The sequence below is a fragment of the Gordonia sp. (in: high G+C Gram-positive bacteria) genome (assembly GCF_049647785.1).
Taxonomy (GTDB): domain Bacteria; phylum Actinomycetota; class Actinomycetes; order Mycobacteriales; family Mycobacteriaceae; genus Gordonia.
In genome coordinates this window covers 1-12589 of record NZ_JBARYI010000101.1, presented here as the reverse complement: position 1 = coordinate 12589, position 12589 = coordinate 1, and the positions used below count along the sequence as shown (strand labels likewise).

Annotated in this window: 12 protein-coding genes and 1 pseudogene; 12 read left to right on the top strand and 1 reads right to left on the bottom strand. The window is 64.2% G+C overall.

The genetic code is table 11. The features are described from left to right. Positions 1 to 57: 57 nt before the first annotated feature. From WBA38_RS18280 to WBA38_RS18265, 4 genes are all read left to right on the top strand, one after another. A complete protein-coding gene (locus tag WBA38_RS18280; RefSeq protein ID WP_424293743.1) occupies positions 58 to 735 on the top strand; it encodes a hypothetical protein in 678 nt (225 codons plus the stop codon). 98 nt (positions 736 to 833) lie between these two features. Further along, positions 834 to 3125: a glycerol-3-phosphate 1-O-acyltransferase gene (locus WBA38_RS18275; protein WP_424323265.1), complete on the top strand. Its 2292-nt coding sequence runs from the start codon at positions 834 to 836 to the stop codon at positions 3123 to 3125. Then, the gene (locus WBA38_RS18270; RefSeq protein ID WP_424293745.1) at positions 3125 to 4633 is read left to right on the top strand and encodes an HAD-IB family hydrolase; all 1509 of its coding nucleotides are present in this window, start codon (positions 3125 to 3127) and stop codon (positions 4631 to 4633) included. The genes WBA38_RS18275 and WBA38_RS18270 overlap by 1 nt, the downstream gene beginning before the upstream one ends. Positions 4634 to 4676: 43 nt before the next feature. After that, positions 4677 to 6053: a wax ester/triacylglycerol synthase domain-containing protein gene (locus WBA38_RS18265; protein ID WP_424323271.1), complete on the top strand. Its 1377-nt coding sequence runs from the start codon at positions 4677 to 4679 to the stop codon at positions 6051 to 6053. Between the two features lie 161 nt (positions 6054 to 6214). Here the strand turns inward: WBA38_RS18265 and WBA38_RS18260 are convergent, their stop codons facing one another. After that, positions 6215 to 6985 (bottom strand): YggS family pyridoxal phosphate-dependent enzyme, encoded by a 771-nt coding sequence (locus tag WBA38_RS18260; RefSeq protein WP_424323264.1) that lies wholly within the window; start codon positions 6983 to 6985, stop codon positions 6215 to 6217. A gap of 126 nt (positions 6986 to 7111) precedes the next feature. Between WBA38_RS18260 and WBA38_RS18255 the strand changes: the two genes are divergently transcribed. From WBA38_RS18255 to WBA38_RS18220, 8 genes and pseudogenes are all read left to right on the top strand, one after another. Further along, positions 7112 to 8029 carry an alpha/beta fold hydrolase gene (locus WBA38_RS18255; protein ID WP_424293806.1) on the top strand — a complete coding sequence of 306 codons (918 nt, stop codon included), beginning with the start codon at positions 7112 to 7114 and terminating at the stop codon, positions 8027 to 8029. Positions 8030 to 8069: 40 nt separating this feature from the next. Further along, positions 8070 to 8318, top strand: a pseudogene (locus WBA38_RS18250) (LLM class flavin-dependent oxidoreductase); the annotation flags it as partial. Positions 8319 to 8364: 46 nt separating this feature from the next. After that, positions 8365 to 9801 carry a recombinase family protein gene (locus tag WBA38_RS18245; protein ID WP_138572852.1) on the top strand — a complete coding sequence of 479 codons (1437 nt, stop codon included), beginning with the start codon at positions 8365 to 8367 and terminating at the stop codon, positions 9799 to 9801. Positions 9802 to 9982: 181 nt separating this feature from the next. After that, positions 9983 to 10195 carry a hypothetical protein gene (locus WBA38_RS18240; RefSeq protein ID WP_077350345.1) on the top strand — a complete coding sequence of 71 codons (213 nt, stop codon included), beginning with the start codon at positions 9983 to 9985 and terminating at the stop codon, positions 10193 to 10195. Continuing rightward, complete coding sequence (locus WBA38_RS18235; protein ID WP_077350343.1) at positions 10195 to 10443, top strand: hypothetical protein; 249 nt, start codon at positions 10195 to 10197, stop codon at positions 10441 to 10443. Before WBA38_RS18240 ends, WBA38_RS18235 begins: the two co-directional genes overlap by 1 nt. Continuing rightward, positions 10440 to 10787: a hypothetical protein gene (locus WBA38_RS18230; protein ID WP_424323263.1), complete on the top strand. Its 348-nt coding sequence runs from the start codon at positions 10440 to 10442 to the stop codon at positions 10785 to 10787. Before WBA38_RS18235 ends, WBA38_RS18230 begins: the two co-directional genes overlap by 4 nt. Continuing rightward, positions 10771 to 12195: a Rep family protein gene (locus tag WBA38_RS18225; RefSeq protein ID WP_077350339.1), complete on the top strand. Its 1425-nt coding sequence runs from the start codon at positions 10771 to 10773 to the stop codon at positions 12193 to 12195. Before WBA38_RS18230 ends, WBA38_RS18225 begins: the two co-directional genes overlap by 17 nt. Continuing rightward, positions 12192 to 12589 (top strand): hypothetical protein (locus WBA38_RS18220; RefSeq protein WP_424323262.1); only part of this gene is annotated, 398 nt, incomplete at its 3' end. The genes WBA38_RS18225 and WBA38_RS18220, both read left to right, overlap by 4 nt.

The following is a 12589-nucleotide window of genomic DNA, read 5'->3' as shown; positions in this document are numbered from 1 at the left end:
TCCTGGAATCGGCTGCCTATGCTGGACGGCAATGTGGGGCGACTGCGGGGAGACGGTATGAAGCAGATCTTGGGGTTCGCGGTTTTCGGAGGTTGGCTAACGCTGTTGGCCTCGGCGCTGACGTCTCGATCGGACTGGGGGACGTCGTATGTCAATGCGAGCTTCGTCGCCGGTTCGGCGGATGCGTCGGGGATGAACCCCTGGGTCGAGACTGCGCTGATCGGCCTGCTCGGTGGTGCTGTGACCGGTGCGGTCTTGCGCATCCTCGGCTTTACGATGGCCGGACCGTTAAACAACAAGGTAACGCGGGTGGTGCTGGCAGGCCTCGCCGGTTCGGGACTTGGCGTTGGAATTGCGGTGGCAGTCGCGTTTGGGTCATCCCGGTACCCGGGAACGGTCGGGGTCCTCGCGATTTATGCCGCATGCGGGATTCTCGCCTATGTGTTGGCGCTCACCGCGATTTGGCTGGTGCTGCGCCTGTCGGGTGTCGCCGAGGTTCGAAAGACCTTGCAGACCACAGCAATTGCTTTGATTCCCGGCGCCGTCGTGGCGATTGCGGCCGGTGTTGGTACCGCGTGGATGCTCGATTTCACCACCGACGAGTCGACGTGGGTGGCGGTCATTGCGGCCGTGATCGCGGTCTTGGCGATCACCTTTGCGGTGGCGCAGACGTTGGCGAATGGTCGAGGCCAGGACTCGGGTACGCCGATGCCTGCACCGCGGGCCGATCAATAACCCCCAATCTGATACCCGCGCGTGCTGGGTCGGCCACAATTGGTGCTGGTGGTCGGAGGACCAGTGAGGCACGACGAGCGCGTTAGAGGGTGGAATTGGTGGGAGAGATTGTCCTGGCCGATGTGCGGACCGCGATCGAGCACGAGATTCTCTCCGAATGGTCGGCTAAACACCACCCCGGAGTCAGTATTCGCACGCTCGACGAGGTCGACTTCGACGATACTGATGCCGATACGCTGCTGATTCCGGCGCGCGTGGTGTGGTTGCCACCCGTCCGTCGCGGCGAGCGCAAGGTCGCGTTAGCCGACGTCATCGCTTTGTCGAATCCCCGTCGACCACCGGCGTTTCGGCAGGCGGCGATTCGGAAGCTGGGGCCCGACCGGGTTCGTGTTGTGGAAGGCGAACCCGCTACCGTCGCCGACCTTCGCGTGCAGCATCGCGAGCGCCAGGCCAGTGGCACCACGTTGTCGGCGTTCGTCGGGTTGCAAGCGTCCATTGCCGCTGAGCGCGCGGAACTGGAGTTGGTGGGTACGCGATACAAGGTGCCGCGCTTGGTGGCCGAGCAGATTACCTCGTCCGCCGGATTCCAAGCAGGTGCCGCCCAATTGGCGGGGGAGTTGGGCCGCACCACATCGTCGGTGTTGCAGGAGGCGACGGACAAGCTGGGTTCATTTGTCGCCACGCAGAGCCGGTTGATGCGCGATATTTTTACCTCCACTTTCAGTGGCCTGTATGAGCGCGCATGGTCGGTATCCGTCGACCTCGACACCCTCGGCGAGTTGCGGGCCCTCAACAAGTCCAGCTCCCTGGTCTTTTTGCCGTCACACCGGTCGTATGTCGATTCCTTGATCCTGGCCAGCGTGTTGCATCAGCACGACTTTCCCCCCAACTTGGTGCTCGGCGGGGAGAACCTGGCCTTCTGGCCGATGGGGCCAATTGCCCGACGTGCGGGCACCATCTTTATTCGCCGGAAGTTCGGTTCCGATCCTGTCTATAAGTATGCGATGCGCGCGTATTTGGCGTTTATCGTCGACAAGCGATTCAACCTCGAGTGGTATATCGAGGGCGGGCGCAGCCGCACGGGAAAGCTGCGACCGCCGATGCTGGGTTTGCTGGCGTACGTCGCCGATGCGGTGGAGGCGCTCGACGGTGCCGATGTGATGGTGGTACCGACGTCTATCGTGTACGACCAACTCCCCGAAATCACGACGATGGCGCGGGAGTCGGCGAGCGGAACCAAGACGCCCGAGGACCTGAAATGGCTGCTCGGATACGCCCGGGGCCAGCGCGAATACCGCGGAGAGGCGCGCGTGCGCTTTGGTGCGCCGTTCTCGCTGCGTGAGGCGCTGGCGAAAGCGGGTGACGGCCGTTCGCGGCTCGACAAAGTCGCCTTCCAGGTGATGGATGAGATCAATGCGGCGACGCCGATTTCGGCCACCTCGCTCGCGAGTTTTGCGCTGTTGGGTGCTGAGGATCGCGCGTACACGGCGCACGAGGTGGAAGTTATTTTGGCGCCGCTGCTCACGTATATCGCGGCCCGGGAACTCCCTGGACCTGATCCGGCACTTTGCCGCGGTGCCGGTTTGCTGACAACTTTGCGGGAACTCACCGATGCCGGCGTGCTGGAGACCTTCGACGGTGGTCCGGACCAGGTGTGGACCATCGCCCCCGACAACCATGCGGTCGCGGCCTACTACCGCAATGGGGCGATTCATCATTTCGTGGATCGGGCGATCGTTGAACTTGGGATGCTGGCGATCTCCGACGGTGATGTGGTGCAAGGGGCTCCGGCCCCCGATGCGGTTGCCTCGGAGGGCGACGGCTTGCTGGGCCCGGCCCAACAGGAAGCATTGCGCATCCGTGACCTGCTGAAGTTTGAGTTCTTTTTCCCCGCCAAGGTTGAGTTCCTTCATCGCTTGGGTGGGGAGTTAGACCTGATTGCGCCCGACTGGCGTACCACGAAGTACACCCAAGAATGGGTTCACCAGACACTTCTTTCGAGTGCCGGGATGCTGCTGGCTCGCCGCACTTTGCAAGCGTTCTTCGACGCTCAACTCGTTGTCGCGCAGTGCCTTGTCTCCACGGAGTCCGACAATCCGGATAAGGACGTCGTGCTGACCGAATGCCTTGGCTTGGGCAAACAACTGTCGATGCAGGGCGTGATCCAAAGTAAGGACTCGGTATCGAGGGAGCTTTACGACGCTGCCTACCAGTTGGCCGACAATCGCGGCGCGGTTCACGGGGACTCTTCCGATCAGGTGACGCTGAACCGTCAGCGATGGTTGGGCGAGGTGCAGCAACTGCGTTCTCGCTTGATTCGTCTGGCGGCTATTGAAGCCGAACAGGTTGCGGCCCATCAGATGGACACACAAGTGGGGGACGGCAAGTAATGGGCGCGTTGACCGACCGACTGCAGCAGATTAGATCGGCACCCGAAGGTAAACAGATCGGTGCGTTTTTCGACTACGACGGCACGTTGCTGGAGGGATTCTCGGCCACGGCTATTCTTCGGGCCAGGCTAAAGAGTCTGGAATTCACGGCCGGTGAGCTGCTGGACGGGCTGATGATCGGTCTGCGCGGGTGCGAGTCCGAGCAGGACTATGCGGAGGTGCTCGAAGCGACCCGGCCAGCGTTCGCAGGCAAGACCTATGTGGAACTGCTGGCCATGGGCGAGCAACTGTTCAAGCAAGACACCGCTGCGAAATTGCGGCCCCAAATGTGGCAGATCCTGCGTGCCCATCGGGCTCGTGGGCACCGGATCGTGATCGCCTCGTCGGCCACGCGTTTTCAGATTGAGCCGATCGCGAAGGAGATCGACGCCGATCACGCCTTGGCGACCGATGTGGAAGTGATTGACGGGATCGTTACCGGCCGCACCTTGGGGCGTCCGCTGTGGGGACCGGGCAAGGCAGCCGCAGTCCGACGGTTGGCGGCCGAGCACGATATGGACTTGGCGGGGTCGTTTGCCTATAGCGATGGCAATGAAGACGTCCCGTACTTGGAGTCCGTGGGTAACCCCGCGGCGGTGTCTCCGCAACGCGGCCTGCGGGCTGTCGCCGAGTCGCGCGGTTGGCCGATTCTCGACATGACCAATCCGTCGTACAACAAGCTCGGAATGATCGTCCGCACGAGTGCCATGTACGGCAGCTTCTTGGGTGGCGCAGCGTCCGGCTTTGCGCGGTCACTGTGGAGTGACGACAACACGATGACCATGCAGGACGCGATCTCGTCGGGTGTTGATGCGGGACTATCGCTCGCCGGGATCGACGTGGCCGTTCTTGACGGGAAAGAGTACCTGACCTCGGCAAGGCCGTGCGTTTTCGTCTTCAATCACCAATCCAAGCTTGACCTCCCGGTACTTATTCATTTGATTCGCGACCATGCGACGGGGGTGGCGAAGAAGGAAATCGGCCAGCTCCCGGTGTTGGGTCAGATCCTCGATGCTGGCGGCCTGGTCTTTATTGATCGCGGCAATTCCGACCGCGCGATTGAACAGCTTGGACCCGTTGTCCGCAAGATCAACGAGGAAGGCTATTCGTTGGTTGTGGCACCGGAGGGAACGAGGTCGTCGACGCCGCGGATTGGGACTTTCAAGAAGGGGCCCTTCCACATCGCGATGGCCGCCGGGGTGCCCGTCGTTCCGGTAGTTCTCCGCAATGTGGGCGAGTTGATGTGGCGCGGTGCGCAATTGGTGAAGCCGGGCACCGTCGAAGTTCGGGTCCTACCCCCGATCGACACGTCGGAGTGGGTGCCCGAACGTGCCGGAGAGTACGCCGAACAAGTGCGGCAGCAGTTTCTTGTGGCCCTGGAGAGTTGGCCGGTCACTGCCTTCGCCGACGGTCAGATGACGCGAACGATGGGGATCTTTGAATGGCAGGAGTCGGCTCGTGACGAATGAGAATGATGCGGATCAACCGCTGGCCTGGGGCAGCGACTTGGAAATGAGTCCCGTCGACACCGTGATGTGGCGCGGTGACTCCGACCGGCGGCTGCGGTCGACGATCTGTGTGCTTGAGGTGTACGACACCGAACCCGATTGGAACCGGTTGATCGCGGCCCACGACTGGGGGAGTCGGATGGCCCCGCGGTTCCGGCAGCGGGTCGTCGAATCTCCGTTGCGTACGGGTACACCGAGCTGGCAGGTGGATCCAGACTTCGACCTGCACTATCACGTGCGCCGGGTGCGTGTTGCTGGCGACGGCTCGATGCGGGAGGTGTTTACCCTGTGTGAGCAGCTCGCGATGACTCCGCTCGATCCGGCACGACCGCCGTGGGAGGGCTATCTCATTGATGGTCTGGCCAATGGCAAAACGGCGTATTTCTTGAAGGCGCACCACGCGCTCACCGATGGAATGGGTGCCATTTTGGTGCTGGCGCAGCTGCATTCCAAGAGTCGGGATCCGATTCCGGGTAAGCCGCAGCCACCGGCCCCGCCGGTGAAAGATCTGTCGGCACTGGGGGTGCTGACGCGTCAGGTAGAAGAAGAGATTGCGCGGATTCCTCGACTCGCGGGCATGGCGTTCGATGGCGTCAAGGCGCTTACCGATCCGAAGAAGGCGTTGAGCAGGGTACTTCGCTACGGTCGTTCGGTTCCGCGGGTTGCCGGAATGATCAGCCCGCCCGGGTCGCCGTTGCTGGCGGGGCGGAGTGTTTCGTGGCGGTTCAGTGCCTTCGAAGTGCCATTCGACGCGATCCGCGCGGCCAGTAAAGCCTCTGGTGCTTCGGTGAACGACGTCTACTTGGGTGGGCTTATTGGTGGGTTCCGGCTGTATCACGAGCGGATGGGGCAACCCGTTGAAGCGATCCCGGTCGCCATCCCCATTTCGGTGCGCCAACCCGACGACCCGGAGGGCGGCAACCGGATCGCCGTCGGACGACTGTCAGGTCCGACGGGAATCCGCGATCCGTTTGAGCGGGTCCTGACGATCCGCGAGCAGGTTCGCGCGGCTCGATCAGAACCGGCCGTCGACATTTTCAACACCATCGGCCCGGTACTTGCGTGGATCCCGGGACCGGTTCTCACCCAGTTCAGCGCGACTACCTCGCAGAACGACCTGCAGGCCAGCAACGTGCCCGGTATCCCGTGGGAAACCTTTGTTGCCGGTGCCAAGGTGGAACGCATGTACCCGTTCGGTCCGCTGCCGGGCTGCGCGGTAATGGCGACAATGATCACCCACAACGAAACGGCCTGCCTCGGTCTCAACTTCGACGCCGCCGCCATCACCGAATCCGAGTTGTTTGCCGACTGCATCGTCGACGGGTTCAACGAAGTGCTGGAATTGGGGGAGAGTGCGGGACGGTTGGAGCGGGTGATCTAACGCCGTCGCTCAACGGGCGGTGCGGGTGAGTTTCTCGCGGTTTCGGACCGTATTGGTCCGCGTGATCCGATCGACGTCCACCTGCGGTCACACAGTTCTGCGGTTTGCGTGGCCACGACCGCCAGCATTGTGAAGGTGCGCACCAAGTCCGCAATCTGGCTCTAACCCGGCCAGTACATGCTGTCCGGCGTCGCTCGCGCACCAAAGATGGCCTGTCCCACGCGGACACAGGTGGAGCCCTCTTCGATGGCGAGTTCGTAGTCGCCAGACATGCCCATCGACAGGCCGCCGTCACCAATCAGGTCGGGAGTCTCATCGCGGATCTGGTCGCGCAGCGTACGGAGTTGTTGGAAGCAGGGGCGGACGCGGTCGACGTCGTCGGAGAAGAGCGCCAATGTCATGAGGCCGCGCACGCGAAGCGATGAATAGTTCGGCAGCTGGGCCAGCAGTGCACGCACTTCGCTGGGCTCAAGACCGTACTTGCTGTCCTCATCAGACGTGTTGACCTGCACGTAGACGTCGATGCTGCGGCCGGCGGCCTGCAGTCGACGGTCGAGCGCCTCGGCCACGCGGAGACTATCGAGGGCCTGGAACTCGTCGGCAAAAGCAGCGACATCCTTGGCCTTGTTGGTCTGCAGGTGGCCGATCACCGACCACGACACGTCGAGGTCGGCGAGGTTGCCGTGCTTACGCTTGGCTTCTTGAACCTTGTTCTCACCCAACTGATGACACCCCGCAGCAATGGCGTTGACGATCCGTTCTTCCGGGACCGTCTTGCTGACGGGCAGCAGTCGTACCTCTGCCGGGTCACGTCCAGCCTTACGCGCCGCAGCATCAATCTTGGCCTGGACGGCGTCGATGTTTCGGCGGAAGTCGGCGACCTCCACGGCGGTCCGGAATTCAGGATGCGACGGTGCAGCAGGATCGGTCATGTATCGATTATCCCGCGCTGGCAAATTGGAAAGCTGCGATGCCTGGCCGCGAACTTCAGTCCGCCCCTTCGTCGACTGCCTAGGGTGGGGTGAGGCCCGTGAGATTCCGAGAGTGGAGAGCCCTTGATGAGTAGTCCCGCGAAAAACAACGGCAGTCCGGTTAGCGAAGCGGTCCTCGAACGCGATGGCCTGATCTTGCGGGCAGGGGTCTACGGCGACTCCGCAGCACCGGTCGCGCTGCTCGTGCACGGCTTTCCCGACACCCCGCACAGTTGGGACGCCGTCGTGCCGAGGCTTGTCGCTGGCGGCTATCGCGTGGTGGTTCCGTGGCTCCGGGGCTACACCGCTGAGTCTGTGAATCCCAACGCTCGCTACGACATTCCGACCGTGGCCAGCGATCTCATCGCCTGGCAGGAGTGGGCTGGTGGAGAACCGGTGCACTTGATCGGGCACGACTGGGGTTCGGTCGCGGCGACTATCGCGGTCAAGAAGTCGCCCGAGCGTTGGCGATCGGTCAGTTTGCTCGCCGTGCCGCCGATGGGTGGGCGAGCGATGAGCGCTGCCATCCTGCGGGCAGTGCCGCGTCAACTGGTGATGTCGTCGTACATGTTGGTGATGCAGTCGGGCCTGTCTCCGCGACTCCTCGCCCGCAACGATGCGGCGTTTGTGCGGTGGCTATGGCGACGATGGTCGCCGACTTGGGATTTCACTGACGCGGACTTCGCGCCCACGCGGGAAGTTTTCGTCGACAAAGAACGTGGCTGGGCTACGACCCGTTACTACCGATCGATCTTTACCCCGAACCGTGCCTATACGCGTGAGTTCATGCGCCTAGCGCAAGCCGACTATCCGGTGCAGGTGCCGACTTTGTCACTCGCGGGCGAGAACGACGGGTGCATGAGCGCGGCGTTCCATACGGCAATGAATCAGCTGCATCCGCAGATCGACGCCGTGCTTTTGCCCGGATGCGGGCACTTCTTGCATGCCGAGAAGCCGGCGGTCGTCGCCGATGAAATGCTCAAGCATTTGGGCAGGCACTCGTGACCGGCGGAATACTTCAGGAGCGAAGGGGGCTGGACTGACTATGAAGAAGATTGGCTTTCTATCCTTTGGTCATTGGTCTGATGCGCCTGGCTCCCAAGTGAATTCAGCGTCGGATGCGCTCTTGCAATCGATCGATCTGGCGGTCGCCGCAGAAGAACTGGGCGCCGACGGCGCGTACTTTCGGGTGCATCACTTCGCACAACAACTAGCGTCGCCATTCCCGCTGCTATCCGCGATTGGCGCGAAGACTTCTCGCATCGAGATCGGCACCGGGGTGATCGACATGCGCTAGCTTATATCGCGGTTGCAACACTCGTTCACGTAAGCTTGGTTGCATGGTTGAACTGGTATCGCTGAGGAAGACGAACGAGGTCGCCGCGTACGTCCGCGCCTCGATGGATCGCAAGGGCGACCGGTGGACGGTCGAGACCCAGTTGCGGAAGATCAGGGCTCTCGCCGAGGCCAAGGACTGGGAGGTCGTCGAGGTCTACGACGACAACGCTGTGTCGGCGACGAAGAAGCGCCGCGCTGGCACCCGGTGGGCCGAGATGCTGGACGACGCCCGCGCGGGCAGGTTCTCGATGGTCGTCGCCGTGGACATGGACCGCCTCCTGCGCAGCACGAAGGACCTGAACACGCTGATCGACCTCGGCCTGCGCGTCGTCACCGTGGACGGCGAGATCGACCTCTCGACGGCGGACGGCGAGTTCCGGGCGACGATGCTCGCCGCTCTCGCGCGGTTCGAGGCGCGCCGCAAGGCGGAGCGTCAGATCAGGTCGAACGAGCGCCGCCGCGCCGAGGGCATCCCGGCGTCCTCCTGGAAGGCGTTCGGCTGGACGAGGGAGGGTGAGCTGATCGAGGCGGAGGCCGACGCCGTACGGCGGGCCTTCGATGCGTTCCTCGGCGAGCCGTCGCTGTCGATCCGTCGCATCCGCGAGGACCTGAACAGCGCCGGTCATCTGACCGCGCGCGGGTCGGCGTTCTCCGTCGATGCCGTGCGGTACCTGCTGGCGAACCCGCTCTACGCTGGCTACATCAAGCACTACGCCTCGGGCGAGCTGTACCCGGTGCAGGGCGACGCGTTCCCGCCCATCGTTGGCGAGCAGACGTGGCGGGCCGCGGTGGCAAAGCTGGAGGACAACGTGCGGAGGTCGGCGAGGCAGGGCAACCAGCCGAAGTACCTCCTGTCCACGATTGGCCTGTGCGGGAAGTGCGGCGCGACGCTCGTCTCGGGGACCAACAGCCGCAAGCAGCCGACGTACCGCTGCGGCGAGCAGTTCCACCTCACCCGCCAGCGCGAGCCCGTCGATGCGATGGTCACCGAGGCGGTGCTCACCCGCCTGTCGTCGGTGGACGTGCACGACCTCGTGATGCCGCAGGAGGACGACGGGCCGGACCGCGAGGCGCTGCTGACCGAGCGGAACGCTCTGGTCGAGCGCGTCAAGGAGCTGAGCCCGCTGCTGCTGGACGTGCGCCAGCCCGTCCTGGAGATCACGGAGGCGATCAGGGGCGGAAAGGCCCGCATCGACCAGATCGACGCGGAGATACTCGACCGCTCGGTGTCGGTGGCGGCGAAGCTGCTGGGGGACGTGGACGAGTCGCTCGGCACCATGGAGCGCCGGGAGGTCGTCGAGTCGAAGTGGAAGGCCTTGGACATGGACCGCCGCCGGATGCTCGTGGACGAGCTGGTAACGGTGACCATCGAACCCATCGCGCCGGGTCACGTGAAGTTCGACCCCGACCTCATTCGAATAGAGCCGCGTCGCGACTGACACGCGAGTCGACTCGTCAGTGGACTGGTGAGTCGAGTCATGGGAGAATGGTTGCAGACAAGAAGATCCCACCGGGGCCGCGACTTAGAAGCGCGGGTTCTACTCCCGGATGAGTAGCCGGTCAAACAGCCCAACTACCGTGGCGGGGAACCGGAAGCACACTCATGTTTGAGGACTTCCGATGTCTGTCGTTATCGACGCTCCCCGCGCCTCCGCGCTGGACCGTCCTGGGCTCGACCAGGACCTGATCCCCGTTTCGCAAGCTGATGGGCTCGATCCCGTCATCGCCGTTGCCCTCGCCGCCGGTCGTCGTGCCGGTGAGCGCCTGACCAGCACGCCGCTGACCCCGCGCCAGCGCGCCGCCGTCGCCGCCGTGATGGGTGGTGGTCGCTGATGAGCGCCAACTCCGCTGCCTTCGACCACGTGAACGGCTTCCGCTGGCGTCTGGGCGATCCCACTCTCGCCGACGCGGAAGCGCATCTCTACGACCTCGGCGTGCTCCGCTCCGTGCTGGAAGAAGCCGTCGAGATCGCCGTCGCCGACGCCCGCGCCGATGGGGTGACCTGGGCGAGGATCGGCGATGCCCTCGGCGTCACGCATCAGGCCGTCATCAAGCGCTACCGCAAGGGCGGTGCCCGATGAGCACCACCGACTGCACCAGCGCCCTCGTGTCCGCCGACCTGACCCCGCCCGGAGGGCCTGCCCCGGCACCCGCCGGAGGCGGGCTGCCCGTCGTCGTGATGACCGCCGGAAGCCGTGTTCCGCACTCCAAGAGTTTCGGGAGCTTCATTCGTTCCTACGGGCGCGGCAAGGGCTTGTCGATTGCCGCGCCATGCACCAACATGCCTGGTCAGGAGCCGGTTCCGCCCTCGCACCGCCGCGTGACCTCGCGGGATCATTTGGGGTCTCATTTGGGGGTCAATAGGGGGTCATTTAAGGCGCCGCACGCTCCTTACGATGTCGCGGGCGGTGGTCGCCGTGGCTAAGCAGGAGAACAACCCCACGAGCATCGGACTCACGCAGTACCTCGATCCGTCGTACTGGACCTGGGCTGCCGAGGATGCGAACGGGGCCGCGCTGCTCCAGCAGGGGGCCGGGCCGATCCTCACCTACATCGTGCAGCGGCTCGAGGCGGTCGGCTGCGAAGTCGTCGAGGCCTACGGCATCGTGCACGACAAGGACGAGCGCGAGGTCTGGAGCGACACGGAGAAGGCACTCGTGGTCGAGCCGAAGCCGGATCACCTGCACGCGGTGATCAAGTTCGCCAGTCGTTCGAAGAGCGCGCCGCTGGATCGGCTCGCGTTCGGCATCGGCGTCGAGCCGCAGTACGTCGAGAAGCCCGGTCGCGGACGCTACGCCTTCGACAACATGCTGTCGTACCTGACGCACGTGAAGTACGCGGACAAGCACCAGTACGCCCCTTCGGAGGTCGCCACGGTGCGCGGGCCGGACTACCTCGGCATCGACGCCCTGCGCCGGGAGACGTGGCTCAAGGGCCGCGCCCACGTGAAGAAGAAGGTCGTCGCCGAGAACTTCGAGGACATGCGCGAGCGGGTGCTCCAGGGCGAGATCACGCGCGATCAGATCATGCTCACCGATGGCCTGTTCGACATCTACTCGCGGCATCAGCGGGAGATCGACGACGCACTGTCGGCCTATGGTCAGCGCCGCGCGTATCGGGCGGCAGCGAAGCTCCGCGCCGGTGATTTCTCAACGCATGTGGTGTTCGTCCACGGGGATGCCGGGATCGGCAAGACGCGGTTCGCAACGGACTTCATCATGGCGGCGATTGACGCGGCGAACGCGAACGGCGAGCGGTGGCAGGTCTACCGGGCCGCGACGGGCAACCCGCTCGATGACTGGCGCGGGGAGGAGGTTCTGCTGCTCGACGATCTGCGGGCTTCGGCGATGGATGCGAACGACTGGCTGTTGCTGCTCGATCCGTACAACGCCTCCCCGGCGAAGGCGCGTTACAAGAACAAGGGCGAGGTGGCTCCGCGACTGATCGTCATCACGGCCACCATCGAGCCGGTCGAGTTCTTCTTCTACGCCCGCCAGAAGGGCAACGTGGACGAGGCGCTGGACCAGTTCATCCGTCGCCTGGCATCGGTCGTGAAGGTGTTCCGCGCCGACGATATCAACCGCTACCTCGTGCAGCACATCGGGAAGATCGAGCCCTACGAGTGGCATCAGTGCAGCCTTCCGGCGGCCGCGCACACGCCGGGCGTCAACGGCAACTCGTACCACCAGCAGGTGGCTCCGTCGCGCGAGCTCACCTACGGTCCGGAGACCTCCGCGGAGCACGACGCCGAGAGCGCGGTTGTCGAACTGCTGAGCGGGCTCGCGGTGCGCAGCCCGGACGTGCCGCTGGCGCTGATCGGAGGTGCGGCATGAGCGCCGATCAGCACCCGCTCTTCCAGGGGATCGAAGGGGGCGGAGCCCCCTCGCAAGCAGGGCTGGAGGACACGAGCGTCAGCGATGTGTCCGACAGGCCTACTGCTTGCCACTCTGGCGTACAGGTGGAGCAGCAGGCCGACTCCCAGGTGAAAACCGGTCGGGCTGATGCGGAGGCTGTGCGCCAGAGTCACGGCGGCGCGAAGCGTCGTCGTGGGGGCGGCGGGCGGCTTGATACGCGCTTCGATGAGGCCACGCTCGGGGCGCTGCGCACTCGTGCGGAGCGGCTCGGGCTGGCTCCGAGCACCTGGGTGCGGAGCGTCGTGCGCGATGCTCTGCACGCCTCCCGGAGCGAGGAGCTGGACGCCGCCGTGGCCGCGCACCTGCTCGGCGT

Bases quoted from the DNA above. Each gene is read 5' to 3' on its own strand.
- WBA38_RS18280 (WP_424293743.1), top strand. From the start codon at position 58: ATGAAGCAGATCTTGGGGTTCGCGGTTTTCGGAGGTTGGCTAACGCTG.
- WBA38_RS18270 (WP_424293745.1), top strand. From the start codon at position 3,125: ATGGGCGCGTTGACCGACCGACTGCAGCAGATTAGATCGGCACCCGAA.
- WBA38_RS18265 (WP_424323271.1), top strand. From the start codon at position 4,677: ATGAGTCCCGTCGACACCGTGATGTGGCGCGGTGACTCCGACCGGCGG.
- WBA38_RS18260 (WP_424323264.1), bottom strand. From the start codon at position 6,985: ATGACCGATCCTGCTGCACCGTCGCATCCTGAATTCCGGACCGCCGTG.
- WBA38_RS18255 (WP_424293806.1), top strand. From the start codon at position 7,112: ATGAGTAGTCCCGCGAAAAACAACGGCAGTCCGGTTAGCGAAGCGGTC.
- WBA38_RS18245 (WP_138572852.1), top strand. From the start codon at position 8,365: ATGGTTGAACTGGTATCGCTGAGGAAGACGAACGAGGTCGCCGCGTAC.
- WBA38_RS18240 (WP_077350345.1), top strand. From the start codon at position 9,983: ATGTCTGTCGTTATCGACGCTCCCCGCGCCTCCGCGCTGGACCGTCCT.
- WBA38_RS18235 (WP_077350343.1), top strand. From the start codon at position 10,195: ATGAGCGCCAACTCCGCTGCCTTCGACCACGTGAACGGCTTCCGCTGG.
- WBA38_RS18230 (WP_424323263.1), top strand. From the start codon at position 10,440: ATGAGCACCACCGACTGCACCAGCGCCCTCGTGTCCGCCGACCTGACC.